General features: G+C 68.8%; 20 protein-coding genes and 1 pseudogene. 10 read left to right on the plus strand and 11 right to left on the minus strand.

Annotation, left to right across the window (positions count from 1 at the left end; translation table 11 throughout):
• The first annotated feature begins 252 nt into the window (after positions 1-252).
• On the plus strand, positions 253-1,269 hold the full coding sequence (locus tag BEN78_00555; GenBank protein ASR42125.1) for a hypothetical protein: 1,017 nt from the start codon (positions 253-255) through the stop codon (positions 1,267-1,269).
• Between the two features lie 60 nt (positions 1,270-1,329).
• On the opposite strand, the gene BEN78_00560 is transcribed toward BEN78_00555, so the two are convergent.
• The 7 genes and pseudogenes from BEN78_00560 to BEN78_00590 all read right to left on the minus strand — a co-directional run bounded on the left by BEN78_00560 (position 1,330) and on the right by BEN78_00590 (position 9,517).
• Entirely contained in the window at positions 1,330-2,232 is a 903-nt protein-coding gene (locus BEN78_00560; GenBank protein ASR42126.1) for a UTP--glucose-1-phosphate uridylyltransferase, read from the minus strand.
• Positions 2,229-4,147, minus strand: a pseudogene (locus tag BEN78_00565) (multidrug MFS transporter). Before BEN78_00565 ends, BEN78_00560 begins: the two are co-directional and overlap by 4 nt.
• A 6-nt stretch (positions 4,148-4,153) precedes the next feature.
• Positions 4,154-5,140, minus strand: a complete 987-nt coding sequence (locus BEN78_00570; protein ID ASR44804.1) for a hypothetical protein — start codon at positions 5,138-5,140, stop codon at positions 4,154-4,156.
• A gap of 18 nt (positions 5,141-5,158) precedes the next feature.
• The gene (locus tag BEN78_00575) at positions 5,159-6,337 is read right to left on the minus strand and encodes a lipopolysaccharide assembly protein LapB (protein ID ASR42127.1); all 1,179 of its coding nucleotides are present in this window, start codon (positions 6,335-6,337) and stop codon (positions 5,159-5,161) included.
• Between the two features lie 179 nt (positions 6,338-6,516).
• Positions 6,517-6,819, minus strand: a complete 303-nt coding sequence (locus BEN78_00580; protein ID ASR42128.1) for an integration host factor subunit beta — start codon at positions 6,817-6,819, stop codon at positions 6,517-6,519.
• Between the two features lie 63 nt (positions 6,820-6,882).
• Positions 6,883-8,571 (minus strand): 30S ribosomal protein S1, encoded by a 1,689-nt coding sequence (locus BEN78_00585; GenBank protein ID ASR42129.1) that lies wholly within the window; start codon positions 8,569-8,571, stop codon positions 6,883-6,885.
• Positions 8,572-8,836: 265 nt separating this feature from the next.
• Positions 8,837-9,517 (minus strand): cytidylate kinase, encoded by a 681-nt coding sequence (locus BEN78_00590; GenBank protein ASR42130.1) that lies wholly within the window; start codon positions 9,515-9,517, stop codon positions 8,837-8,839.
• A 108-nt stretch (positions 9,518-9,625) separates the two neighbouring features.
• On the opposite strand from BEN78_00590, the gene BEN78_00595 reads away from it, so the two are divergent.
• The 7 genes from BEN78_00595 to BEN78_00625 all read left to right on the plus strand — a co-directional run bounded on the left by BEN78_00595 (position 9,626) and on the right by BEN78_00625 (position 15,418).
• Positions 9,626-9,751: a 50S ribosomal protein L36 gene (locus tag BEN78_00595; GenBank protein ID ASR42131.1), complete on the plus strand. Its 126-nt coding sequence runs from the start codon at positions 9,626-9,628 to the stop codon at positions 9,749-9,751.
• Positions 9,752-9,989: 238 nt separating this feature from the next.
• A complete protein-coding gene (locus BEN78_00600) occupies positions 9,990-10,313 on the plus strand; it encodes a hypothetical protein (GenBank protein ID ASR44805.1) in 324 nt (107 codons plus the stop codon).
• Positions 10,314-10,317: 4 nt separating this feature from the next.
• Positions 10,318-11,370: an agmatine deiminase gene (locus BEN78_00605; protein ASR42132.1), complete on the plus strand. Its 1,053-nt coding sequence runs from the start codon at positions 10,318-10,320 to the stop codon at positions 11,368-11,370.
• A gap of 120 nt (positions 11,371-11,490) precedes the next feature.
• Positions 11,491-12,660, plus strand: coding sequence for a hypothetical protein (locus BEN78_00610; GenBank protein ASR44806.1), 1,170 nt, complete (start codon positions 11,491-11,493; stop codon positions 12,658-12,660).
• 91 nt (positions 12,661-12,751) lie between these two features.
• On the plus strand, positions 12,752-13,654 hold the full coding sequence (locus BEN78_00615; protein ID ASR44807.1) for an acyltransferase: 903 nt from the start codon (positions 12,752-12,754) through the stop codon (positions 13,652-13,654).
• Between the two features lie 5 nt (positions 13,655-13,659).
• Positions 13,660-14,205, plus strand: a complete 546-nt coding sequence (locus tag BEN78_00620) for a phosphinothricin acetyltransferase (protein ID ASR42133.1) — start codon at positions 13,660-13,662, stop codon at positions 14,203-14,205.
• Positions 14,206-14,209: 4 nt separating this feature from the next.
• Positions 14,210-15,418, plus strand: coding sequence for a conjugal transfer protein TraB (locus tag BEN78_00625; GenBank protein ID ASR42134.1), 1,209 nt, complete (start codon positions 14,210-14,212; stop codon positions 15,416-15,418).
• Between the two features lie 76 nt (positions 15,419-15,494).
• Here BEN78_00625 and BEN78_00630 read toward each other — a convergent pair whose 3' ends face one another.
• From BEN78_00630 to BEN78_00640, 3 genes are read right to left on the minus strand one after another with little or no spacing between them, the layout of a single operon-like run.
• On the minus strand, positions 15,495-18,578 hold the full coding sequence (locus tag BEN78_00630) for an acriflavin resistance protein (protein ASR42135.1): 3,084 nt from the start codon (positions 18,576-18,578) through the stop codon (positions 15,495-15,497).
• The gene (locus BEN78_00635) at positions 18,575-22,081 is read right to left on the minus strand and encodes an acriflavin resistance protein (protein ASR42136.1); all 3,507 of its coding nucleotides are present in this window, start codon (positions 22,079-22,081) and stop codon (positions 18,575-18,577) included. The genes BEN78_00630 and BEN78_00635 overlap by 4 nt, the downstream gene beginning before the upstream one ends.
• Entirely contained in the window at positions 22,081-23,205 is a 1,125-nt protein-coding gene (locus tag BEN78_00640) for an efflux transporter periplasmic adaptor subunit (GenBank protein ID ASR42137.1), read from the minus strand. The genes BEN78_00635 and BEN78_00640 overlap by 1 nt, the downstream gene beginning before the upstream one ends.
• A 282-nt stretch (positions 23,206-23,487) precedes the next feature.
• Here BEN78_00640 and BEN78_00645 point away from each other — a divergent pair, with 282 nt between their 5' ends.
• Both BEN78_00645 and BEN78_00650 read left to right on the plus strand, forming a co-directional pair.
• Positions 23,488-23,811, plus strand: coding sequence for a cytochrome C (locus BEN78_00645; protein ID ASR44808.1), 324 nt, complete (start codon positions 23,488-23,490; stop codon positions 23,809-23,811).
• A gap of 5 nt (positions 23,812-23,816) precedes the next feature.
• Complete coding sequence (locus tag BEN78_00650; GenBank protein ID ASR42138.1) at positions 23,817-24,245, plus strand: cytochrome C biogenesis protein CcsA; 429 nt, start codon at positions 23,817-23,819, stop codon at positions 24,243-24,245.
• Positions 24,246-24,516: 271 nt separating this feature from the next.
• Here the strand turns inward: BEN78_00650 and BEN78_00655 are convergent, their stop codons facing one another.
• Positions 24,517-25,809: a hypothetical protein gene (locus tag BEN78_00655; protein ID ASR42139.1), complete on the minus strand. Its 1,293-nt coding sequence runs from the start codon at positions 25,807-25,809 to the stop codon at positions 24,517-24,519.
• Positions 25,810-25,961: the final 152 nt, after the last annotated feature.

Below are 25,961 nucleotides of genomic sequence, written 5' to 3' on the forward strand. Positions count from 1 at the left end.
TCGAAAAGGAGACGTCGCCATGTCGAAGCCAGGACCCGCCCCCACTCGCCCGCCGACAACGCGCCCGGCAGCTTCCGCCTGCTCAGCCGCCAGCTCGCGCGTGACCTCACCGACACCGAGATCGACGCCGTCGCCGGCGGCACGACCTCGCGGACCCAGCTCTCGGCCCAGGTCTCGGCGCAGATCATCGTCGTCGACGATGCCGATGCCTGAGTCATCGGCCGGGCACCCTGCCCGGCCGACCTCCGCTTGATGGACCGCGCAACGCGCCGAGCGCTGAGCGCGCTGCTGTTGCTCGCTATCGGTTCGACCGCGTGGGCCAGCACGCCGACGCCCGAGCTGCTCGATCGTGTTCCCAGCGAACAGGCGGTCGATCTGACTCGCCTGGACTGGATCCGGCCGCGCTTCTCGCCCGATCCGACCGAGCGCGCGCACTGGCACACGCTGCTGGGATGGGCCGAGGCCGCACGGCGTGCACGCACCGCGGCGCTGCGCGACAGCTTACGCACGCGTGGCATCGACGCCGCGGCGCTCCCCGAGGCCTGCTACGGGGACCGGCGGTGCGGCTTGATCCTGGATGCGGAAACGACGGCGGCCGCATTCGACGACTGGTCGGCCTTCGAAACGTCCGCCCGGGAAGCCTGGCCGTACGTGCTGGGCCTGCGCCGCGCGGTGGAGATCGTGTCCCAAGTCCAGGCCCCGGCGCCTGACGCCGACGACGCCGTCACCGTGGCCGCGGACCTGCAACGGCGCGCCACCAACGACCAGATCCTGCGCTATGCCCTCGATGGCGTGCCCGGCCGCGAGATGACGCCCGGCGATCCGCTGTATGCGAACTACGCGTTCGCGCTCGGCGACGATGTGCGCCGGATGGACGCGGACAACGCCACATTCGCGGCGCAGCTGATGGCCCGTCACGACGGCTGGCCCGCGCCCACCGCACTGCCGGAGCAGGCGCAGGCCCAGCTGTGGCTGCTGGTCCAGCACGCCGACCAGCGCCCTGATCTCCAGCACGCGGCGCTGCTCGCCATGCAGCGGCGCCACACCGGCGGCCCGATGCCCACCCGCTACGGCTTTCTCTACGACCGGGTCATGCTCAAGCTCAATGGGCGCCAGCGCTACGGCACCCAGGTCACCTGTCGTGAGGGCCGGCGCGCGCCGCAGCCGCTGGAAGACGCGGAACGGGTCGACGCGTTGCGCGCCGAGTTGAAGATGCCACCGCTGCGCGAGTATCTCGCCCGCTTTCCGGATTGCGCCACGGCGCCATGACGCGGCGCGGGACGGGCCCGCTCACGCAGCCAGGCGCAAGCGAACCGGTGACCTGCGCGATCAATCGAGGTCGCGGACTCCGAGTTCGCCGAGCGCATCGCGCATCAGCGCCGCGGCCGGCTCGCTGAGCTCTTCGTTGTCGAGCGCGTAACGGATCGTCGCCTCGATCAGGCCCAGATGCGTGCCGCAGTCGAAACGCGTCCCGCGGAAGCGGTAGGCGTGCACCGGCTTTTCGGCGAGCAGGGCCGAAATGGCGTCGGTGAGCTGGATCTCCCCGCCCGCCCCCGGCTGGGTCTGCTCGAGCAGCGCGAAGATGCGTCCATCGAGCACATAGCGGCCAACGACCGCCAGCGTGCTCGGTGCGTCTTCGGGCTTGGGCTTTTCGACCATCGAGTGGATGCGACCATGCCGACCCTCGAACGCATCGGTGGCAACGATGCCGTAGCTGGCGGTCTTCTCCGGCGGTACGTCCTGGACCGCGATCATGCTCGCACCAGTCTGCGCGTGCGCATCGGCCATCTGCTTGAGCGCGCCATCTCCGCCCCGGTTCCACAACAGGTCGTCGGGCAGCATCACCGCGAATGGCTCGTCGCCCACCACCGGGCGTGCGCACAGGACCGCATCGCCCAGTCCGCGCGCCTCGGGCTGGGTCACGAAGATCGCGCGGACCCCGTCGGGCAGCGGCCGGCGCACTTTCTCCAGCAGTTCGTGCTTGCCGGAGGATTCGAGACGATGCTCGAGCTCGTAGGCCTTGTCGAAGTAGTCGCCGATGGCGTGCTTGTAGCGGTTGGTGACGAATACCAGTGTGTCGCAACCGGCCTCGATCGCCTCGTCCACCGCGTACTGGATCAGCGGGCGATCGACGATCGGCAGCATTTCCTTAGGCACCGTTTTGGTAGCGGGCAGAAACCGCGTTCCCAGGCCGGCGACGGGAAACACCGCCTTTCGAATCCTTTGCGTCATGGTTGTCTCGCGTGTCGTGGGGGAAAGGCGACGATGGTCGCTGTGGTACTCGTGCGCTGCAGCGCTGCATCGGCGGCGGCTGGCTTGAACTCGGGCACGGCATCGCGCAGTGTCGCCCCCAGTTGCTCGAGGTCGTAGCGCGCAACGCCATCTTCCAGACGCGCCATCGCCGCGGCCAGCTTGTCGGGATGCACAGGACGCGCCTCGGCCTGCAGGATCTTCGGATGCACGGTGGGCCGGTAGCGCTCATCGGCGTGGAACAGGGTCTCGTGCAGCTTTTCGCCGGGGCGCAGGCCCGAGTAGACGATCGCGACATCCCGGCCGGGCTGCTTGCCGCCGAGGCGGATCATCTGCTCGGCCAACAGGCGGATCGAGACCGGCTCGCCCATGTCGAGCGTGTAGACGGCCTGCGAGGCACCGATCGCGACCGATTGCATGATCAGCTGGCAGGCCTCGGGAATGGTCATGAAGTAGCGGGTCACCTCGGGATCGGTGACCGTGACCGGGCCGCCGCGCCGGATCTGTTCGCGGAACAGCGGCACCACGCTGCCGGCCGAGTCGAGCACATTGCCGAAGCGCACGGTCACAAAGCCGGTCCTACCGGCGCTCGCCAGGTCCTGACAGACCATCTCGGCCAGGCGCTTGGTCGCACCGAGGACGTTGACCGGATCGACTGCCTTGTCGGTGGAGATCAACACGAACGTGCTCGCGCCGTGTTCGACCGCCGCACGGGCGACATTGCGGGTGGCCAGCACATTGTTACGCACGCCCTCGCGCAGTTGCTGCTCCAGGACCGGCACCTGCTTGTAGGCCGCGGCATGGAAAACCGCATCCGGCGACGACAGCCGCATCGCATGCGCCATCACCGCGGGATCGCCACAGTCGCCCAGCACTGGCGTCACCCGGATATGCGGAAAATCACGCCGCAGCTCAGCCTCAATGCGGGTCAGCGCGAGTTCGTCGATCTCCACCAACGCGATCTGCGCGGCGCCATGGCGCGCGCACTGCCGGCACAGTTCCGAGCCGATCGAACCACCGGCACCGGTCACCAGCACGCAGCGCCCGCGGAGCCAGCCGCGGATCGCCTTCCAGTCAGGCAGCACCGGCTTGCGGCCGAGCAGATCCTCGATCGCGACTTCCTTCAGTTCGCCCGGCAGCGAGCGGCCTTCGAGCAGGTCGTCGAGCCGGGGCACGGTTCGGAACGGCAGCGCCGTCCGTTCGCAGGCCGCGACCACGCGGCGCATCGCCGCGGCATCGGCCGACGGCATCGCAATCACCAGCAGCTTGGCGGCGGTCTCCGGCGCGATCCGCTCCACGTCCTCGACCCGGCCGAGCACCGGCACGCCCTGCAACTGGCTGCCGCGCAGTTTCGGCGCGTCGTCGAGGAAGCCGACCGGATCGTAGGCGCCGGTCCGGCGCAGATCGCGCACCAGGGTCTCACCGGCCTGACCGGCCCCGAGGATCAGCACCCGGGTCGCGGTCTGGTCCAGCCGCACGCTGCCGTGGTCCTTCCAGGCCCGGTACAGCAGCCGGGCATGCCCAGCAACGCTGCCAGCAGCAACGGGTAGACGATCAGCACGCTGCGCGGGACGAGATCGAGCCGGTTATAGACAAACAGCACCAGCAGGATCGCGAGCAGGCCCAGTACCGACGCCTTCACGATGTTGAGCAGGTCGGGAATGCTGGCGAAACGCCAAACACCGCGATACAGACCCACGCGCCAGAAGATCACACCTTGGGCGACCAGGATCAGCGCGACCTCGACCGACACCGGCGAGAACGCGGGCGCGAGCGCCATGACCGAAAGCCGGAACTGGTGCAGGCCGACCCAGCACAGCCACACCATGGCCAGGTCGTGCACGACCACCGCCACGCGGGGTCCCAGGACACCGAGGCGGGTCCTTACATCATGCATCGGGATTCATCCTTGAGGGCAACGTTGCCCGGCGAGCAAGCGGACGCGAACCGCGCACCAGACGGAGACAATGAGCAAATACCATGCGACCAAGGCTCCGATGATAACCGGGCGACCGTGCCCGGCGAGCAATCCGCACGCCAGCACCCCGACCATCGACAGCGCCGCATAGCCTGCGGCGACCCTCGCATGCGGATGCCCGGCCTGCACGGCGCGCTGGTAGACATGCTGGACATGCGGCGTCCACCAGCGTTCGCCGCGCAGCATGCGTGAAACGAGTGTCAACGACGCGTCAATCAGGAACGGCGCGAGCGGAAAAGCCAGCGCCCAGACCGCAGGGTGACCGATCTCCAGCGAGGCCGCCGCGATCAGACCCGCCAGCACGAAGCCGAGGCTGCCGCTGCCGACGTCGCCAAGGAAGATCCGTGCCTTGGGGCAATTGAACGGTAGAAAGCCGCCGCAGGCGGCGAGCAGTGCGATCGCCAGCACGCCGGCGCCGCCCCAGGGTCCGGCCCCCCATGCAACGGCGAGCGCGACGAGCATCGCCTGGCTGGTGGCGATGCCGTCGATCCCGTCCATGAAGTTCCAGACATTGATCAGGCCGACCGCCAGCACGAACACCGCCGCCCCCCACCACGCCGGCTGACCAGCATGGACCACCGCGGCCGCCAACAGCGCCGCGGCCACCGCGTGGACCGCCAGCCGCGACCACGGCGACAACGGCCGGTGGTCGTCGACCCAACCAATGCCGGCGACCAGCACCAAGCCGGCCAGCAAGGCCAGGGGCACGCCGGGGAAGGCCGCCTGCCAGGCCGTCCATGCGAGTACGCCCAGCATCACGACCACGATTGCGATACCGCCGCCACGCGGCGTTGGCACCACGTGGCTGCGCCGCTCGCCCGGGGCGTCGACCAACTGCCGCGACAGGGCGTAGCGACGCGCCAGCCAGGTCCCGACCGACGCCGAGATCAGGGCCAGGGCGGCGACTGCGATGAGCGCCTGCGGCTGCACTCAGACGACGGCGTAGTTCAGCAGCGGCTTGATCGTGCCCCACTCCTTGCAGCTGGGACACTGCCAGTGATGGCTGCGCGCGCCAAAGCCGCACTGTTTGCAGCGATAGCTGGGATTGCGTACCAGCAACTGCTCGGTGATCAGCCGCAGTTCCTGCAGCGTGCCGGCATGGTCGACCCCGTCGGCAAGCGTGAGATCGATCAGCGCCGCCTCGCCGCGGACCGAGGGCCGGTCCTTGAGCTGGCGCGCCAGGTAGGTGCGCGCCGCATGCACACCCTCCTCCTGTTCGACCAGCCGGGTAAGCGCGAGGACCGGCGCCACGCCCGGGTAGTGCTCGGTCATCTGCGACAGGAAGTTGCGCGCGCCGGGCGTGTCGCCGACCCGCTCGTAGGCCGCCAGCAGCGGCCCGAGGATCTCGGGCAGGAAATCGGGATCGTGGCGGGCTGCGCGCTCGAACGCGCGGATCGCCGCGACATCGTTGCCGGCATCGATCTCGATCCGGCCCTCGAGGATCCCGGCGCGCACAGAGCCCGAATCCGCGGCATAGGCGCGCGCGACCGCCGCACGCGCCTCGTCGGGGTTGCCGGCCGAGCGGTAGCGATCGGCCAGCTCGCATTCGAACTGCGCGATCAGCTTGCCCATCGGCTCACCGGTCGCCGCTTCGTAGCGGGTGGCATTCTCGATCGCCTTCGCCCAGTCGCGCTCGGCCTGGTAGATGCCGATCAGGTGGCGCAGCGCATGCGGCGCCCGCTGGTCGATGCGGGCCAGATCGCTGAACACCGTTTCGGCGCGGTCGAGCAAGCCGGACTTCATGTAGTCCTCGCCCAGTGCCAGCAGCGCCTGCACCTTCTGCTGGTCGTTGAGATCGGGACGCTGCACCAGCCCCTGGTGCAGGCGGATTGCACGATCGACCTCGCCGCGCCGACGGAACAGATGGCCAAGCGCGACCTGGGTCTCGAACGTGTCCTTGTCGAGCTCGGCGATGTGCAGAAACAGTTCGATCGCCTTGTCGGGCTGTTCGTTGAGCAGGTAGTTGAGACCGCGGAAATAGGTCGTCGACAGCCGGCTGACCTGGGTGTCGCTGTGCCGCTCGCCGCCGCGTCGCCCGATCACCCAGCCGCTGAGCGCCGCGATCGGCAGCAGAAGGAAGAACCAGAACCACTCGGTGACAAACGCCATGGATCACGCTCCATCAGGAAGGTCGTCTTGCGTCCACGTCGCGTGCGCGGCCGACACACGCGACCACGGCATCGCGACGACGGTCGACGGGCCGTCGTCGATCCTAACCGCTCGGGGATCGGCGGTGCCAACCATGTGCGGCGGCACCAGGAAGAAAGAAACGGCGCGCCTTGGCGCGCTCACTCGTCCGCGGGCAGCGGTTGCACGTCGCTGACGCGATCGCGCAGTTCCTTGCCCGGCTTGAAATGCGGGACGTGCTTGCCCGGCAGCGCCACAGCGTCGCCGGTCTTGGGATTGCGGCCGGTCCGCGGTGGACGGAAATGCAGCGAGAAGCTGCCAAAGCCACGGACCTCGATGCGATCGCCCGCCGCCAACGCGCCGCCCATCATTTCGAGCATGGCCTTGACCGCCAGGTCGACGTCCTCGCCCTTGAGGTGGGCCTGCCGCTGGGTCAGCAGCTCGATGAGTTCCGACTTCGTCATGTCTCTGCTTGCAGATGCGCAAACGCCGGCCCGGGGACGACCCCCGGACCGGCGCCGAACGCATTACTCCGACTTGTTGCCCAGCTGCTCGCGCAGCAGCGCGCCCAGCTTGGTGGTGCCGCTCGACGCGTCCGAGGCCTGCTTGTTGTACTCGGCCAGGGTCTCGGCGGTCTCCGCCTCGTCCTTGGCGCGGATCGACAGCTGCAGCGAACGGGTCTTGCGGTCCATGCCGAAGTACTTGGCCTCGATCTCCTGGCCGACCTTCAGGTGCTGGCTGGCATCGTCGATGCGCTGGTCGCTGATGTCGCGCGCCGACACGTAGCCTTCCACGCCCTCGCCCAGGTCGATGACCGCACCCTTGGCGTCGACTTCCTTCACGGTGCCCGAGACCTTCGAGCCACGCGGGTTGTTGGCCATGAACTGGCCCAGCGGATCCTGCTCGAGCTGCTTGACGCCCAGCGAGATGCGCTCGCGCTCCGGATCGACCGCCAGCACGACAGCCTCGAGGGTGTCGCCCTTCTTGAAGTTGCGGGCCACGTCCTCGCCGGTCGAGTTCCAGGCGATGTCCGACAGGTGGATCAGGCCGTCGATGCCGCCGTCCAGACCGATGAAGATGCCGAAGTCGGTGATCGACTTGATCTGGCCGTCGACCTTGTCGCCCTTCTTGTGGATCGCGGCGAAGGTCTCCCACGGGTTGCTGGTGACCTGCTTGATGCCCAGCGAGATACGGCGACGCTCTTCGTCGACGTCGAGCACCATGACCTCGACCTCGTCGCCGACCTGCACGACCTTGGACGGGTTGACGTTCTTGTTGGTCCAGTCCATCTCCGAGACGTGCACCAGACCCTCGACGCCCGGCTCGATCTCGACGAACGCGCCGTAATCGGTGACGTTGGAGACCTTGCCGAACACGCGGGTGTTGGACGGATAGCGGCGCGAGATGTTGTCCCACGGATCCTCGCCCAGCTGCTTGAGGCCGAGGCTGACGCGGTTGCGCTCGCGGTCGTACTTGAGCACGCGCACTTCGAGCTCCTGGCCCACTTCCACCACTTCGGACGGATGGCGCACGCGCTTCCAGGCCATGTCGGTGATGTGCAGCAGGCCGTCGATGCCGCCCAGGTCGACAAACGCGCCGTAGTCGGTGAGGTTCTTGACCACGCCCTTGAGCACGGCACCCTCGACCAGCTTCTCCATCAGCGCTTCGCGCTCCTCGGAGTGCTCGCTCTCGACGACCGCGCGGCGCGAGACGACGACGTTGTTGCGCTTGCGATCGAGCTTGATCAGCTTGAACTCGAGTTCCTTGCCCTCGAGATAGACCGGGTCGCGGACCGGGCGCACGTCGACCAGCGAGCCGGGCAGGAACGCGCGGACATCCTTGATGTCGACGGTGAAGCCGCCCTTGACCTTGCCGCTGATGCGGCCGGTGATGGTCTCGTTCTTCTCGAGCGCTTCCTCGAGCTCGTCCCACACCATCGCGCGCTTGGCCTTCTCGCGCGAAAGCACGGTCTCGCCGAAGCCGTTTTCGAGCGAGTCCAGCGCCACCTTGACGGTGTCGCCCTCGGCCACGTCGATCTCGCCGGCCTCGTTACGGAACTGCTCGATCGGCACGATGCCTTCGGACTTCAGGCCGGCGTTGATCACGACGACGTCGGTGCGGACCTGCACCACGACGCCGGTGACGATGGCGCCCGGCTTGAGCTTGGCCAGGTTGGTCTGGCTCTGTTCGAACAGTTCTGCGAATGATTCGGTCATTTGGTGAATACCTGGTTGATGTCGGACCGGGCCGGCCAGCGACGAAGCGCGGTACCGTCAGGTCCACCCGTTGATCGGCCGTCGCGGGATTGCAGGGCCGTGAGTGTTGGCATGGAAGAACACCCGGCGCTGCGCCTTGGGCGCGGTGCCGGAACCGTTGGAGCGATGACGCGGTGTTGCGGCTGCGGCATGCGACCGGACGCTCCGTCCGGGGGCACGCGACTGCTGGACGCGCCGGCGGCGGCAGGCGCGCGGGACCGAAACGTCAGTCCATGCGCGCCGGCAGCAGCGCCAGCACCTGCGCCACGACGGCCTCGATGCCCAGGCCGGTGGTGTCGATGCGGACGGCCTCCTCGGCCGGCCGCAACGGCGCCACTGTGCGGCTGGCATCGCGGGCGTCACGCGCGAGGATCTCGCGCAGCAGACCGTCCATTGTCACCGAAACCCCCTTGCCTTTCAACTGTTTATAGCGGCGCTCGGCGCGTTCCTCGGCACTGGCGGTCAGAAACACCTTCCAGCGCGCGTCGGGAAAGATGACCGTGCCCATGTCGCGCCCGTCGGCGACCAGCCCCGGCGGCGTCCTGAATGCGCGCTGCCGGTCCTTGAGCGCCGCACGGACCTCGGGAATGGCCGCAATCGCCGAAGCCGCGGCACCTGCGGTCTCGGTCCGCAGCTCGTCGGTGGCGTCGTGCCCGTTGACGATCACCCGCGGCTCGCCAAAGGCATCGTCGCGGAAGGCGATCGTGGTATCGAAGGCGCAGCGCACCAGCGCGCCGGCATCGCCCAGGTCGAGATCGGCCCAGCCGGCCGCCACGGCGACCGCCCGATACAAGGCCCCCGAGTCCAGGTAATGCCAGCCCAGCCGCTGTGCGACCGCCCGGCTGATCGTGCCCTTGCCCGACCCGGAGGGCCCGTCGATCGTCAACACTGGCACCTCGGCCGTCATAATGCGTCTCCTGCGCAGGGCGCCCGAGGGCCCAAGCGCTTGAATCAGGTGGAAATAAGCCGCTAGAATAGCCGGCTTGCCGTTCGTATCCCATCCCAGAGGTTTGTCATGAAGGTCCTGTCGTCCCTGAAGTCGGCGAAGACCCGCCACCGCGATTGCAAGGTTGTGCGTCGCCGCGGCAAGGTCTTCGTGATCTGCAAGTCCAATCCCCGCTTCAAGGCGCGTCAGCGCTAAGAGCGAGGCGGAGCGCGCGCGCCCCGGCGCCGTGGTGTTCCGGCAATTCTGCGCCAGCCCTGCGGGCCAGGCGCGGCACGCGAGGGCCGCAGCGATGCGGCCCTTCGTCGTATCGGCGCCGGCCGCATGCAGCGCCGTCGCCGCGGGTCTGCTACACAGCGGCCATGTGGCCGGGTTCCCCGCCACGTCCTTCCCGTTCGCAGGCCAGGAGTCCGTCATGTCGCGTTCCACCGTCACGATGTTCGCAGCCGCCACACTGGGCGCCGCCTTGCTGCTCGGCACCGCACCGGCCACGGCCGACACCCTGCTGGTCGACCGCAGCCGCCAGCCGACCGGGTTGGCCGTCCCCGCACGCGGCATGACAATGTCTCAGGTCGAGGCCGACTTCGGCGCGCCGTCCCAGCGGCTCGAACCGCGCGGCGGACAGAAGCGGCAATGGCCGACGATCCACCGCTGGGTCTATCCCGCCTTCACCGTCTATTTCGAGCGCAACCGGGTCGTCGACACGGTCGCCAATCGCGCGACCGCGTCCGAGATCGGCCCCAAGCCCGCCATCCGTTGAGTCCATGACCAAGACCGCAATGCGTTTCCCCGCCGAGTGGGAGCCCCAGTCCGCCATCCTGATCGCCTGGCCGACCGAAGACACCGACTGGGCCGAGCGCCTGGGCGAGGTCGAGGACACCTATATCGCACTGGTCGCGGCCATCACCCGCTTCCAGCCGGTCGTGATCTGCGTACCGGACGAGGACGTCCAGAGCTACGCCTATGTGCGCCTGGCGTCCAACCGGGTCGACATGGACCGCGTACGCTTCGTCGAGGCGGCCTACGACGATACCTGGCTGCGCGATTCGGGGCCGATCACTCTCGTCGGCGGCGATGCGGGCGGCGATGCGTTCGTCCTCAACGACTTCCGCTTCACCGGTTGGGGCGGCAAGTTCGAAGCCAGCCGCGACGACCTGCTGGTCGGGCATCTGCACGCGGCCGGCCTGTTCGAAGGCCGCGCCCAGCGCCGGCAGATCGACTTCGCCCTGGAGGGCGGCGCGATCGAGACCGACGGGGCCGGCACGCTGCTCACGACCTGGCGCTGCCTGCACGAGCGCCACCCTGAGACCTCGCGTGACGTACTGAGCGCGCGACTGGCGGACTGGCTGGCGCAGGACCGCGTGCTGTGGCTCGACCACGGCTACCTCGAAGGCGACGACACCGATGCGCACATCGACACCCTCGCCCGGTTCGCGCCGGACGATGCGATCGTCTTCCAGGCCTGCGATGACGCGGACGATCCGCACCACGCCGAACTGCAGGCGATGGCCGACGAGATCGCGGCACTGCGCACGTCCAGCGGCGCGCCGTATCGGCTGTTCCCGCTGCCGTGGGCGCGGCCGATCCTCGACCAAGGCCGTCGCCTGGCCGCCAGCTATGCGAACTATCTGATCCTCAACGGTGCGGTGCTGATGCCCGCCTACGGTGACCCGGCCGACGAGGCCGCCGCCGCCGTGCTCGCGCGGGCGTATCCGGGACGCGAGATCGTGCAGGTGCCCTGCCGCCCGTTGATCTGGCAGAACGGGAGCCTGCACTGCATCACCATGCAGTTGCCGCAGGGGCTGATCGCAGGCTGATCTCCGCCGCCCAGGCGGGCATGACCAACGGCACTGGAGCGTGACTACACGTGTCGCCACTCTGGCCCGCCGCCTGGAGTGCTTTCGATGCCCCGCCCCGTGCTCGCCGCCCTCGCGGCCTTGCTGTTGTCCGCCACGGCGCTGGCGTCCGCGCCGGGCCAGGACACTCCCGCCGATGCACTGGCCCGGTTGCAGGCGGCCTCCACGGCCGCCGAATCCGATGCGCTGCTGATCGTCCACGACGGCCGCGTGCTGGTCGACACCGCCACCGACCCGGCGCGCGCGCCGATCGAACTGATGTCGGCGACCAAGTCGGTGGTGGCGCTGGGCGTCGGCCTGCTGCTGGCCGACGACAAGTTGGACTCGCTCGACACGCCCGTCCACACCTTCTTCCCCGAATGGGCGCAGGGACGCAAGCGCGACATCACCGTGCGCATGCTGCTCGACCACACCTCGGGCCTGCAGAACGCGCCCAATGCCGGCGAGGAGATCTACCCTGCCCCCGACGCCGTACAGCTCGCGCTCGCCGCCGAACTGTCGACGCCGCCAGGCGAGGTCTTCGCCTACAACAACAAGGCGACCAACCTGCTGGCCGGCCTGATCGGCAAGGCGGCGGGACGTCCGATGGACGTCTATCTGAACGAGCGGCTGTTCCAGCCGCTGGGCATCGTGCCAGGCCCCTGGTACCGGGACGTGTCGGGCCAGCCGCATGGCATGGCCGGCCTGCCGCTGACCGCGCACGACGCAGCCAAGATCGGCCGTCTGCTGCTCGACGATGGCGTGACCCCGGACGGCAAGCGTCTGCTGCCCGAGGGGTTCGTCACCGCGCTGTTCACGCCGGGACCGCATTCGGCGCGCGTGGGCCTGCTGTGGTGGCGGATTCCGGCCTGGCAGGTCCTGCGCCTGCGCCCCGAGGCCATCGATGCTGCCCGCACGCGCGGGGCCGACCCGCGCTGGATCGAGGCTCTGGCGCAACTGCGCGACAAGCCGCAGGCAGGCACCGCCGGCCTGCGGACCGCGCTCGGCGAGCTGCTGGGCGACGACTGGCCGGCGATCTACGCCCGCGAGGTCAGCGAACGCGGCATCGCGCGCGCCGACCTGTTCGACGAGGACACCGGACCGGTGGTGGCCTACGCCGCCGAGGGGTTCCTCGGACAGTACATCGTCGTCGTGCCCGACAAGCGCTTGGTCGCGGTGCGGCAGATCCGGCGCCGCGACACCCCGCATGCGCCGGCGCTGGACTATCCGAGCTTCACCGCCGACGTTGTCGCGCTCGCAGCCACGCTTTGACGCGCTCTGAACGGCGGTGGCCGGCGCGCGGGCGCACGCGCTCATCCGCGTTAGCATGGTCGGCCTTTTCAAGTCCCGCATCGCTGCCGCCATGACCCGCAAGACCACCCTGCCCGTCGCGCTGATCCAGGAACGCGCCATCATCGATCGCGGCGCCGACAACGCCGAGGCCAACCTGTCGATCATCGAGGCGCGCGTGCGCGAGGCGGCCGCGCAGGGCGCGCGGCTGGTGCTGCTGCAGGAACTGCACAACGGCGCGTACTTCTGTCAGGAAGAGAACGTCGACGCGTTCGACCTGGCCGAGCCGATCCCCGGGCCGAGCACCGAGCGCCTGTCCGCGCTCGCCCGCCAGCACCAGGTGGTGCTGGTCAGTTCGCTGTTTGAGCGCCGCGCCGCCGGCCTGTATCACAATACCGGGGTGGTGTTCGACGCCGACGGCAGCCTGGCGGGCAAGTACCGCAAGATGCACATCCCCGACGATCCGGGCTTCTACGAGAAGTTCTATTTCACTCCGGGCGATCTGGGATTCAAGCCGATCGACACCTCGGTCGGCCGGCTCGGCCTGCTGGTGTGCTGGGACCAGTGGTACCCCGAGGCCGCCCGCCTGATGGCGCTGGCCGGCGCGGACCTGCTGCTCTACCCCACCGCGATCGGCTGGGATCCGGGCGACGACGACGCCGAGAAGACCCGCCAGCGCGATGCCTGGATCCTCAGCCACCGCGGGCACGCGGTGGCCAATGGCCTGCCGGTGCTCTCGTGCAACCGGGTCGGCCACGAGCCCTCGCCGCTGGGTGCGGCCGGCATCGACTTCTGGGGCAACAGCCACGTGCTCGGCCCGCAGGGCGAGGTCCTTGCGCAGGCCGGCGGCGATCCAACGCTGCTGACCTGCGAGGTGGATCTGGGGCGCAGCGAGCATGTGCGCCGGATCTGGCCCTTCCTTCGCGACCGCAGGATCGACGCCTACGGCGATCTGCTCAAGCGCTATATCGACTGACGCCGGTGGCCGCCCCCACCTCCGGCGTCCTGATCCGCGACGCGACAGACAGCGACCTGGACGCGATCGCCGCGCTTTATGCGCGGGAGGTCGTCGACGGCGTGGCCACCTACGAGTACGACGCGCCGGACAGCGACGAGATGCGCCGGCGCTGGTCGGCGCTGCGCCAGGCCGGCTTTCCGTATCTGGTCGCAGAACTCGACGGCCGCTTTGCCGGCTATGCCTATGCCGGCAGTTTCCGCGCGCGCATCGGCTATCGCTTCACCGTCGAAAGCTCGGTCTACGTCGTGCCGGCGCTGCACGGCCAGGGCGTCGGACGGCGGCTGATGGAGGCGCTGATCGAGTCCTGCGCGCAGCGCGGCTTCCGCCAGATGATCGCGGTGATCGGCCCGCCGCAGGACGGCCCGTCGGTCCGGTTCCACGGGCGCCTGGGATTTGAGACCGTCGGCGTGTTGCCCGGCTCGGGCCGCAAGCATGGCCGCTGGCTCGACACCATCTTGATGCAGCGCGCACTGGGCGACGGCGCCACCACCCCACCCGAAGACGAATGACCCGATGACCGATTCCGCCTCCCCGTCCTGGCAGACGCAGCCGCACGCGATCGTCGAGCGCGACGGTGTGCGCTACACGCTGCTGGGCACTGCCCACGTCTCGAAAGTCAGCGTGGAGGCGGTCGAGGACGCGATCGGCAGCGGCGCGTTCGACACGGTGGCGGTCGAACTCGACCCGCAGCGCCTGCAGGCGATCACCGACCCCGACGCGCTGGGCAAGCTCAATCTGGTCGACGTGATCCGCAAGGGCCGGGTCGCGCTGTTTGCCGCCAATCTGGCGCTGTCGGCCTACCAGCGCCGACTCGCGGAGCAACTCGGCATCGAGCCGGGTGCCGAGCTCAAGCGCGCAGTCGCCCTCGCCGATGCACGCGGCCTGCCGGTCGCACTGATCGACCGCGATGTCGGCCTGACCTTCCGCCGCACCTCGTCACGGCTCGGGCTGATGGGCAAGCTCCGGCTCGGTACCAGCCTGATGTCGGGCCTGCTGACCAACGAGGAAATGGGCGAGGACGAAATCGAGAAGCTCAAGCAGGGCGACATGCTCGAGTCGAGCTTTGGCGATTTTGCCCGCAGCGATCCCAAGCTCTACGAGACCATCATCGCCGAGCGCGACCGCTACATGGCCGCGCGCCTGCGCGGCGATGTCGGTCAGGCCCGCGAGGTGCTGGCGGTCGTCGGCGCCGGTCACTTGGCCGGCATCGCGCGCCATCTTGCCGAAGATACGCAGGCGCCATCGGAGATCCGCGCCGATCTGGAACAGGCGCCGAGCACGCGTCGGTTCCCGTGGTTCACGACCCTGCTGATGGCCCTGATCCTGGCGATGATCGGCTGGGGCTACTGGCATGGCGGCGCCGACGTCGGCCGCCAGTTGCTCGAGGAATGGGTGCTGATCACCGCCGTATTCGCGGCGCTGGGCGCGATCGCCGCCGCCGCGCATCCGCTGGGTATCCTGGCCGCGGCGATTGCCGCGCCACTCAAGCCGTTCCGCCCACCGGGCGTTTCGCCCGGCCTGTTCAGTGCGCTGATCGAGGCGCACATGCGCAAGCCCGCCTATGGCGACTTCCTGGCCCTGCGCGACGATGCCGGCACGTTCCGCGGCTGGTACCGCAACCGCGTCTCGCGGACGATCCTCAACTTCCTGTTCACCAACCTGGGGTCGAGTATCGGCGTGTGGGTGGCCGGTCTTCGGATCTTCGGCAAGCTGCTGCACTGACCGCCGCGACACGCAGGTCCATCGCCGACCACCAGACGGAATGGCCCGCGCCGCCGAGCGACGCGGGCCATGGAGGCTACGACGCCGTGGATACGCTCGCCGGTACGCCCCGTGCGCGGCGGAGCATGCGCGCCGTGCCGTGCCGCAGGTCGTCGAGAATCGCGTAGATCGTCGGCAGGAACAGCAGGCTGACCACGGTCGAGAACGCCAACCCGCCGGCGACCGCACGCGCCATCGGCGAGTAGGCCAGACCGCCGAGCACGACGGTGTCGCTGAGCGAGATCGGCACCATCGCCAGGATCGCGGTGCCCATCGTCATCATGATCGGGCGCAAGCGCTCGCGGCTGCCTTCCACCAGCGCTTCCAGGCGCGGCATGCCGCGTCGGCGCAGGTTGTTGATGTGTTCGACCATGATGATGCCGTTGTTCACCACCACGCCCATCAGCACCAGGATGCCGATGAAGGCCATCACCGTGAACGCAGTGCCGGTGAGCCAGAACAGCCAGAACACACCAAACACCGAGAACAGCACGCAGCTCATGATCGCGGCCGGAAACAGCAGCGATTCGAACACCGCCGCCATCACCACGTAGATCATGATCACCGCGATCAGCAGGTTGAACAGCATCTGCTGGCTTGCTGCGGCGTCGTCCTCGAAGCCGCTGCCCGAGAAGCTGTACCCGTAGCCGGCGGGGAACGCGACCGTGTCCAGCGTCTGCTCCAGCGCCTTGCGGGCGTCGGGCATCGTGGTCCCACCGGCGAGGTTGGCCTGCAGCGTCAATGAGGTCTGCCGGTCGTTGCGGGTGATCTGGCTGGAGGACGGCTCGACCCGCATCTCGACCAGGCTGGTCAGCGGCACGCTGCGGCCATCGGGCGCGCGGACCATGAAGGCCGCGATGTCGGCTTCGCTGTAGGTCTCTGCGCCCGCGAAGCGCACCCACACCGGCACCTCGTCGTCGCCGCGCCGAAACTCGCGCAACTGGCTGCCACGCAGTGCCAGGCCGACGAAGTTCGAGACCTGCTCGGCCGAGAATCCGAATGCGGCCGCACGGTCGCGATCGACGCTGATCCGAAGCTCGTGGTTGAGATCGCCCGAGTCCACGCGCACGTCGCGCAGCGCGGGGTTGGCCGCCAGAATCGGGATCACGCCATCGGCGATCTCGCGCAGTACCTGAGTCGAATCGCCGACCAGTTGTACCTGCACGCCCTGGCTGCCACCGGCCCCGCCACCGCCGCCCCCACCCCCACCACGCACGCCCACATCGGCCCGCGCAGACTTGGGCAACGCCTCGCTGATCGCGTCCGACAGCACCCGGGTGTCGCCGACATCGTCATTGAACGTAATGATCGTGCCCGAATCGCCGCCCTCGCCGAACCACGAATAGATCTGTCGGATCCGGTACTGCTCGCGGTGCTGGTCGAGGAACGTCTCGTAGCGACGCACCTCCTCGGAGCGCTGCTGCAGGTTGTAGCTGCCCTTCCACTGGTAGTAGAGCTGGATTTCCTTGCCGCCGCCGCTGTCGCCGAACATATCGAACTTGATCTGGCTCATCGGCAGCAGGCTCAACCCCACCACCAAGGCGATGCCGGCCACCGACCAACCCCGGTGCTGCAGCGACCAGCGCAGCACGCGCGCATAGCTGCGCTGCATGCGCGGGATCAGCCCATTGGGCCGCGCGACCGCCGGCGGCGTCTTCATGCGCGCCGACATCATCGGGATCAGGCTCACGGCGACCAGCCACGAGGCCAGCAGCGACACCGAGATGGTGATCGCCAACTGGTTCATGAAGATGCTGATGTTGTTGGTCTCGCCCAGCATGTTGGGCACGAACACGATGCAGTGGCACAGCGTGCCGGCCGACAGCGCGATCGCGACGTGTCGCGTACCCAACACCGACGCCAGCCAGGGCTGGTCGGGCATGCGTTCGCGCTCCTGGTAGATGCTCTCCACCACGACCACGGCATTGTCGACGAGCATGCCGACCGCCAGCAGCAAGCCCATCAGCGACAGCACGTTGAGCGTGACGTCGAAGAAATGCATGAAGCCCAGGGTGATGATGAAGCAGATCGGGATCGCCAGCGTCACCATCAGCGTCGACGGCCAGTGGCGCAGGAAGAAGTACAGCACGATGATCGACAGCACCAGGCCGATCGCGCCCGCCTCCACCAGCTCCAGCAGCGAAGACGTCACTTCCTCGCCCATGTTCTGGATGACCTTGACGTCGATGCCTTCCAGCCCCGGTTCGCTGCGTGCGGTCTCGACCTCGGCCAGCACGGTCCGCGCGACCTCGACGAGGTTGGCGTCGCGCTCCTTGAAGATCTCCAGCCCCACCGCCGCGCGCCCGTCGAGGCGCCGGCCGTAGTCCATGCGCTGCGGTTTGAAGCGCACATCGGCGATGTCCGACAGCCGCAGTCCCTTCTGGTCGATCACCAGGTCGCGCAACTGCTGCAGGTCCTGGATCTCGCCCAGCGGCTGCACCCGCAGACGCTGCCCACCATCGAGAATCTGGCCGGCCGAAACCGAGAAGTTCAATGCACGCAGGCGAGTGGCCAGGGCGTTGAGTTCGATGCCGTGCGCGGTCAGGCGATCGGGCTGGACCGCGATCTCGACTTCGTTCGGCGCCGCACCGCTGATCTCCACCCGCGCCACGCCAGGCACCCGTTCGAGCCGGCGCTTGAGCTGCCGGTCGATCATTTCGTAACTGCCCGACAGATCGACATTGGCGGCCAGCCGCAGGCGCAGCACCGCCTCGTCGCTGGTCGTCCACTTGTGGACGAAGTAGCGACGGAAGTCGTCGGGCAGGTCGCTGCGGATCGCGTCGATCTTCTCGCGCGCCTCGGCCGCACTGATCGCGATGTCGCGATCCCAGTCCGAGAACTGCAGCAAGATGCCCGCACCATCCGCGCTCGCCTCACCCCGCATGCGCTTGATCCCGCCCATCGTCGCCAAGGCCTCTTCGGCCGGGCGCAGCAGATTCTGCTCGGCTTCCGCCGGCGTCGAGCCGGCATAGGGCATCTGCACATAGAGGATCGGCATCGTCAGATCGGGCAATGCCTCCAACGGCAGGCGGACCGCGGCAATCAGACCGATCACCACCATCGAGACGAAACACATGATGGTGGTGACCGGGCGACGCAGACTCAGCTCGGAAATGCTCATGGCGTGCCGGCCTCCGTCCCATCATGCTCGGCAGCCGCGCCCAGCCGCGCGCGACGGCCGCGCTCGGCGTAGAACGCATCGGACTTGCGGTCCAGCAGGTCGTAGACCACCGGGATCACCAGCAGCGTAAGCACGGTCGACACCGCCAGACCACCCATGACGGTGATCGCCATCGGCGAGCGCACCTCCGCGCCCTCGCCCAACGCCAGCGCCAACGGCAGAAAGCCGAACAGCGTCGCCAGCGTGGTCATGACGATCGGACGCAGACGCGAGCGCGCGCCTTCCACCAGCGCCTCGCGCTTGGCCACCCCGGCCTCACGCAACTGGTTGACCTTGTCGATCAGGATGATCGCGTTCTTGACCACCAGGCCCACCATCAGGATCAGGCCGATGAAGGCGACGACCGAGATCGTGTTGCCGGTCAGCAGCAGCGCGCCGATCGCGCCGACCATCGCCAGCGGAATGGTGAACAGGATCACGAACGGATGCAGCAGCGACTCGAACTGCGAGGCCATCACCAGGTAGACGAGGAAGATCGCCAGCGCAAATGCCATCAGCAGCGAGCGCATCGACTCGGCCAGCTCTTCGCCCTGGCCACCGATGTGCAACCCGATCTCGGGGCCGAGCGGATGCTGCGCGACCATCTGCCGTACCTCGGCCATCGCCGCGCCCAGATCGATATCACGCAGGTTCGCCGACACCACCGCCACACGCACCTGGTCGGCGCGATGGATCTCGCTCGGGCCGATGGTCGCGATCACGTCGGCGACCGAATCCAACCGCACCGCCGCGCCGCTGCCCGGATTGACGATCAGGTTGCGGATGCGCTCCACCGAATCGCGCTCGTGCTCCTGCGCACGCACCAGCACGTCGATCTTGCGGTCGCGGAAGTTGTAGCGTGTGGCCACTTCGCCGCGCACCGCACGCACCACCGCATCGGCGATCTGTCGCGTGGTCAGGCCAAAGGCACCCGCACGCTCCTGGTCGAAGACGATCTGGATCTCGGGAAAGCCCTGCTCCACCGTGCTCTTGACGTCGGCGTAGTGCGGATTGGCCCGCAGCAGCTCGGCCATGCGCTGACCGGCCTTGGCCAGCCCCTCGAGATCCTGGCCGCGCAGTTCGATCTCCAGCGGCGTGGAGAAGCTGAAGATCTGCGGCCGCGAGAAGTCGACCGCGACCCCAGGATACCGGCGCATGGTCTCGCGCAGACGGTCGGTCTGCTGCGCCTCGAACTCACGGCTGCCACCGCCGCTCATGACGATGCTCAGCCGGCCGATGTTCTCGCCGCTCTCGGTCGGATTCGCGTCCAGCCGGGTGCCGCTGCCGCTCACGCCGAACAGCAAGGCCACGCCGTCGTCGTCGCGATGGGCCTGCTGCACCTCGCGCATGATGCGGTCGGTTTCGCGCAGCGGTGTGCCTGGCGGCAGCTTGGCGGTCATCTCGAACCGGTCCTGCGCCAGTTGCGGAATCAGATCGGTGCCCAGCAGTGGCACGGCGAACATGCTGACCACGAACACCGCGGTCGCGGTGCCCAGCACCAGCCACGGACGCGCCAGCGCCGCCGGCAGGACGCGCATATAGCCGCGCTCGGCGCGCTCGTAGGGCGCCATCGCCATATCACTGGCGCGTCCCATCACGCGGCCGACCACGTGCGAGACACCGCGCCACAGACGGATGAGCAGCCAGGCCAGGCCGAACAGCACGCCGCGGATGCCGGCGCCGATGCCACGTCCGGTTGCTGCGAACGGCTTCTGCCACCGGCGCTCCGGTCGCCATTGCGGATGCGGTGCCTCTTCCGGGAACGCCAGCGGCGGCCGGCCCTTGAGCGAGGCCAGCATCGGGATCAGCGTCATCGCCACCAGCAGCGACACGCCGACCGCGATCGCGATCGTCAGCGCCTGGTCGCGGAACAACTGGCCGGCAATGCCCTCGACGAACACCAGCGGCAGGAACACCGCGATGATCGTCAGCGTGGAGGCAATCACTGCCATGCCCACTTCCCGCGTGCCGGTGATCGCAGCCTCCAGCACGCCCAGCCCGCGTTCGCGCGCCTTGGCGATCGACTCGAGCACGACGATCGAATCGTCGACCACCAGGCCGGTCGCAAGCGCCAGGCCGCCGAGCGACATCACGTTCAAGCTCAATCCCAGCTGGCCCATGAAGAAGAACGTGGTGATGATCGAGACCGGCAGCGACAGGCTCACCACCAGCGTGCTCCAGCCGTTGCGCAGGAACAGGAAGATGATCAGCACCGCCAGGGTGCCGCCGATCAGCGCATCGGTGCGCACGTCGTTGATCGCCGCCCGCACGAACTTGGACTGGTCGTCGACGACGGTCAGGGTCATCCCGGTCGGCAGATCCTTGCGGATCACCTCCAGACGTGCCTGGATCGCATCGGCGGTCGACACGGTATTCGCATCGCCCTCCTTGTAGATCGCCAGCTCCACCGCTTCGTCGCCGCCGAGCCGGATGATGCTCTCGCGCTCCTTGAAGCCCTGGCGCACGGTGGCGATGTCGCGCAGGCGGATCGCACGCCCCCCCGCGATCGTCGTGCCATCCGCGCCCGAGGCGCTCTGCACCGATGCCGCCGCCGCAAGCACCGCCTGCGAGCCGCTCGCCGCCGCGATCGCGGCCATCTGCTGCGCCGCGCTGGCCGCGGCGTTGTCGCCGCCTGATTGCGTGGCCACCAGCATGTCGCCGATCTGCTCGACGCTTGCGAACTGGTTGACCGTGCGCACCAGATAGCGCTGGGTGCCCTGGTCGAGACGACCGCCCGACAGGTTGATGTTCTCCTGCTGCAGGCGCTGGATCACGTTCTCGATCGGCAGGCCGATGCGCGCCATCTGCTGCAGGTCCAGCTCCACCTGCACTTCGTCCTCGAAGCCGCCGCCGACCTTGACCGCGGCCACGCCGCCCACCGGTTCGAGCTTCTTCTTCAGATCGTCGTCGGCGTAGCGACGCATGCGGGTCAGCTCGTCGACCGCATCGCCCTTGTCGCCCGCGGTCAGCGCGAGGCGCAGGATCGGCTCGGTGGACGGGTTGAAGCGCAGCAACACCGGCGGCTTGACCTCGAGCGGCAACTGCAAAGTCTCGAGCTTGTCACGCACCTCCAGGCTCGCCTGGTCCATATCGGTGCCCCAGGCAAACTCCAGCACCACGTCGCTCTGGCCGGTCCGCGAGATCGAGCGCAGCTTGCGCACGCCCTTGACTACGCCCAGCGCCTCCTCGACCGGCTCGCTGACCAGCGTCTCGATCTCCGACGGCGCCGCGCCGGTGTACTCGGTGCGCACGGTCAGCGTGGGATAGCTGAGATCGGGCAGCAGGTTGACCTTGAGGTTGGTCAGCGCGATCAGGCCGAACAGCATCATGCTGATCGCGACCATCCACACGGTCACGCGGCGGCGTGTGGAGAACTCGACCAGATCAAAGCGCCTGGGCGCAGTGGCGTGCGGGTCCGCGGCCGGGCCGTCGCCGGCGGGGCCCTCGTGGGAGGCGCCGGCCATTACTGCGCGTCGCTCTTGGCGTCGTTGGCGGGCTTGGCAGCTGCGACGGGGGCCGCGCCGATCACCTGCACCGGGCTGCCCTCGCGCAGCGCGACCTTGCCTGCGGTCACCACCTGCATGCCGTCCTTAAGGCCGTCACGGACTTCGATCAGATCGCCGTCGACATAACCCAGCGTCACCGGCACGCGCACCGCCTTGCCGTCACGCACGGTGAACACTGCGGCCTGGTCGCCATCGTCGAGCAGCGCGGCGCGCGGGATCACCAGCGCGTCGGCGCGCTGGTCGTAGTCGATGTGGATGCGCCCGAACATGCCCGCACGCAGCGCATCGGTGCCGGCGAAGGCGGTCACCACGCGGAACGTGCCACTGCGCGATTCGACCACCGGCGCGACGCGCTCGACGACCCCCTCGAACGACTCGCCCGGCAACGCATCGACCTGCAACCGGACCGGCTGGCCGCGCTTGAGCACACGCAACTCGCGCTCGGGAACATTGAGCGTCGCCTCGATGCGCGCGTTGTCGACGATGCTGAAGATCGGCGTGTTGATCTGCACGAAGTTGCCGGTGCGGATCATGCGCTGGGAGATCACGCCGGCGATCGGCGCGGTGACCGTCGTATAGGACAGTTCCAGCTGCGCCATCTCGTACTGCGCACGCGCGGTATCGAGATCGAACTTGATCTGGTCCAGGTCGTTGGCGCTGATCATCTGCTGGCCGACGAGTTGCTGGGCGCGGCGGTAGCTGTTCTCCAGCTTGCCCATCGTCGCCCGGCTCTGCAGCACCGCCAGACGCGCACGGTCGGGGTCGAGCCGCACCAGCGGCTGGCCGGCTCGGACCGCATCGCCCTCCTCGACCAGCACCTCCAGCGCGATGCCCGAAGTCTTGGCGACCACGTCCGCGCCACGGGGCACCTCCAGCGACGCGGTGCCCACGTAGCTCGCCGCCACGCTGCGCCGCGCCACGGTGTCAGTCTCCACTGGCACCGGCGCCTGCGCCGCCTCACCGGGCTTGGCCTGGGCATCGCCCCCGCCCCCCTTGCAAGCGCTCAAGCCAAGGGCGGCCGCCAGCAACAGGCCACCAGTGAGGATGCGTCCCGTGGACGCGCGGACGAGCAGTGTCGACATTGGAATGGAATGACCCCTACGGTGTGGTAGCAATGTAGTTCACCCGAACATGCGGGTTCCATCCGCCATTGGTCATGGTGACCTCCGGCGTCAGGCCTGGTCCACGCCGAGTCGTTGGGTTTGCGCAACACCCATGGCTATACTGGACTGGTTGCCCGCGGTTCAGCGACCGCCCGCGGGTCACGTCCGACGCTCCCCCGACAGCCGTTCCAGCCACTCAGGATTGCGGATACCAAGATGACGCGACCGCTGCTGCTCGCCTCCTGCCTCACCTTCGCCGCGATGGCGTCCCCCTCCGCCCCTGCGCAGACTGCCGCTGCCCCTGCTGCCGCCGCGTCCAATGCGCCGCTGGTGGGCGATGCCGCCAACGGTCGGACCCTGACCTACACCTGTCAGGGCTGCCACGGCGTCGAGGGCTACCGCAACGTGTATCCGCACTACCACGTGCCCCGGATCGGCGGTCAATCCTCCCAGTACCTGGTCAATGCGCTCAATGAGTACAAGCGCGGCACCCGCCGGCATCCGACGATGCAGGCGCAGGCGCAGAGCTTCTCGGACCAGGACATCGCCGACATCGCCGCGTTTCTTTCGGAGCTGACCCAGTGAGCGGCATGAACCGGACCCTCTTTGTGTTAATCCCCGCCATGACCTGCCTGGCGCTGGCCGCCTGCGGCGGCCCCGCTGCCGATGAACAAGCGCATGCCAGCGGCGGCACGTCTTCGGCCGGCCTGCCCAATGGCTCGGTGCAAGCAGGCGAGCGCGCGGCCAACGTCAAGAGCGCCGCCACCGGCCAGACCTGCATCGATTGCCACGGCGCCGGCGGCAATGCACCGCTCGACCCGACCTATCCGAAGATCGGCGGGCAATACCGCGACTACATCGCCCACGCACTGCAGGCCTACCGCGACGGGACACGCGAGCACGCGCTGATGTCGCAGCAGGCCGCGGGATTGAGCGATCAGCAGATTGCGGACCTCGCCGCCTACTTTGCCGACCAGCCCAGCCAACTGCGCGATCTGCGCGGCGTGCACGACCGCTAACCGTCGTTGCCGTCGCGCAAGTCCGGGTGCGCCCTCTCTAGGCCCGCTCGCTGGATGAGACCCGTGCGCGGATCAACGCGTTGATCCGCTTCCCATCCTCGCTGCTCATTGGGTCTAGTTTCGGCTCCGGGTTTCAGCCTTTGGCCTGACTGCGCGCCGTAGAGCGAGCCCAGCATCACTGGGCTGAGGCGCTCGAAGCGCAGCCCACACCCGGATGCGACGAGGTTAGGCTGCGTGCTCGGTCCTCGAAAAAGCGCAGCGTCCCGCGGCCTCACTTGCCCAGGCTATCGCGGTCTTCCTGCAACTCCGGCTTCCACGGCACGTCCGGCGGCGGACGGCCGTCGGTCTCGACGTCCTGCATGTTCGGATCGGTGATCCCGCAACCGCCGCCGAAAGCCAGCAACGCAACGCTGCACTGGATGGTCTTGCTGGTGCCCGGGATCGGGATCAGCACCGTCTGCACGCTGCGCCGCACCCATTCTTCCAGCAACGACTCGCTGGGCACCCAGTAGCGGTCGAAGCGCGTCGACTCGTAGCCCGGGGCCGGCCGCCGCAGCCAGGTGCCCATGCGGTCGATCTTCTCGAAATCCTCGGTGATCGTGCCCGGCGGCAACCCGCCGCCCACACGCCCACCGTCGGCCAGGCGCGGGCGGCCATCGGCGCCGAACAGGCCCGATGGGCGACCGGGCCGGCCACCGTCGCGCGCGGTGTCGGCGTCGCCCCAGTCATCGGCGGCGCGGGTCGATGGCGCGGCTCCCGGCGGGGATGCCGCAACAGGTCCGCGCCCAGCGGTCGAGGCCGGCGCGCGCGCTCCCTCTCCCGGTGCGGGCATCGCTGCGCCGCCCGGCGCTTGCCCAGGCGGAACCGGCACCGGTGTTGCGACCGGGGCCGGGGTCGCCGCGACTTCCGCAGCGGGTGCAGGCGCGGGATCGCGCAGCGGCACCGCGCGTTCGCGCGCAGCGACTTCGGGCGTGGGCCGCCCCGCCGGCGCCGGCGTCTCGACCGCGACTTGCGGCGGTGTCGTGGTCGGCAGGCGCACCGTCTCGGTCGCCTGCGCCACCGCCCGCTCGCGGACCTCGACCTCCAGCGCCGGCGCCTCGGGCGTAGGCGGCGCCAAGTCGATGCGTTGCGGCCCACGGATGGCGGGCACCTCGACTGCCTGCAGCGCGGCATCGGGCACCTGACGCTCGCGCACCTGGATCTCCGGCACCGGCGCCGCCGGACGCGGCGGCGGCAAGGTGAACGCACTGTCGGGCAGCGGCGTCTCGGTGACCTGCAGCACGTCCTGCGCGGGCGCGTCGTCTGCATCGGCCACCGATGGTGCGGGCGCGGGATCCTGCGCCGGTGGCGGCGCCGTCGGCGCGGGCGTCGGTGCGGATGCCGGCGCTGTAGCAGGCGCCGGAACCGCAGCGGTCGGCGTCGGCGGAGCCGGCGCCTCGCCTGCGCCGCCACCGGCATCGCGAGGCGTGCCGTCACCGATGAACACCGCCTCAACGACATGTTCTTCGCCGTGGGCGGCGGCTTCGGTCGCCGCCAGGAACCGCGCCTGCATCAGCAGCAGCAACAGGCCCAGCCAGGTCAGCTGGATCAGCAGTGTCGTTACCAGCGAGACGATCCGCAGGCCGCGTTCGTCTTGGGGATCATGTTCCCATAGCGGATAGGCCAGGCTGGCCCAGGCGGCCAGTGCATTGGCCGGCGGCGTGCCCCGACGCCGCG

It is taken from the genome of Xanthomonas citri pv. mangiferaeindicae (genome assembly GCA_002240395.1).
In the GTDB taxonomy this organism is placed as follows: domain Bacteria; phylum Pseudomonadota; class Gammaproteobacteria; order Xanthomonadales; family Xanthomonadaceae; genus Luteimonas; species Luteimonas citri_A.

Excerpts from the sequence above, each read along its gene's own strand:
- BEN78_00555 (ASR42125.1), top strand. The coding sequence starts at position 253 with ATGGACCGCGCAACGCGCCGAGCGCTGAGCGCGCTGCTGTTGCTCGCT.
- BEN78_00560 (ASR42126.1), bottom strand. The coding sequence starts at position 2,232 with ATGACGCAAAGGATTCGAAAGGCGGTGTTTCCCGTCGCCGGCCTGGGA.
- BEN78_00575 (ASR42127.1), bottom strand. The coding sequence starts at position 6,337 with ATGGCGTTTGTCACCGAGTGGTTCTGGTTCTTCCTTCTGCTGCCGATC.
- BEN78_00580 (ASR42128.1), bottom strand. The coding sequence starts at position 6,819 with ATGACGAAGTCGGAACTCATCGAGCTGCTGACCCAGCGGCAGGCCCAC.
- BEN78_00585 (ASR42129.1), bottom strand. The coding sequence starts at position 8,571 with ATGACCGAATCATTCGCAGAACTGTTCGAACAGAGCCAGACCAACCTG.
- BEN78_00590 (ASR42130.1), bottom strand. The coding sequence starts at position 9,517 with ATGACGGCCGAGGTGCCAGTGTTGACGATCGACGGGCCCTCCGGGTCG.
- BEN78_00595 (ASR42131.1), top strand. The coding sequence starts at position 9,626 with ATGAAGGTCCTGTCGTCCCTGAAGTCGGCGAAGACCCGCCACCGCGAT.
- BEN78_00600 (ASR44805.1), top strand. The coding sequence starts at position 9,990 with ATGTTCGCAGCCGCCACACTGGGCGCCGCCTTGCTGCTCGGCACCGCA.
- BEN78_00605 (ASR42132.1), top strand. The coding sequence starts at position 10,318 with ATGACCAAGACCGCAATGCGTTTCCCCGCCGAGTGGGAGCCCCAGTCC.
- BEN78_00615 (ASR44807.1), top strand. The coding sequence starts at position 12,752 with ATGACCCGCAAGACCACCCTGCCCGTCGCGCTGATCCAGGAACGCGCC.
- BEN78_00625 (ASR42134.1), top strand. The coding sequence starts at position 14,210 with ATGACCGATTCCGCCTCCCCGTCCTGGCAGACGCAGCCGCACGCGATC.
- BEN78_00630 (ASR42135.1), bottom strand. The coding sequence starts at position 18,578 with ATGAGCATTTCCGAGCTGAGTCTGCGTCGCCCGGTCACCACCATCATG.
- BEN78_00635 (ASR42136.1), bottom strand. The coding sequence starts at position 22,081 with ATGGCCGGCGCCTCCCACGAGGGCCCCGCCGGCGACGGCCCGGCCGCG.
- BEN78_00640 (ASR42137.1), bottom strand. The coding sequence starts at position 23,205 with ATGTCGACACTGCTCGTCCGCGCGTCCACGGGACGCATCCTCACTGGT.
- BEN78_00645 (ASR44808.1), top strand. The coding sequence starts at position 23,488 with ATGGCGTCCCCCTCCGCCCCTGCGCAGACTGCCGCTGCCCCTGCTGCC.
- BEN78_00650 (ASR42138.1), top strand. The coding sequence starts at position 23,817 with ATGAACCGGACCCTCTTTGTGTTAATCCCCGCCATGACCTGCCTGGCG.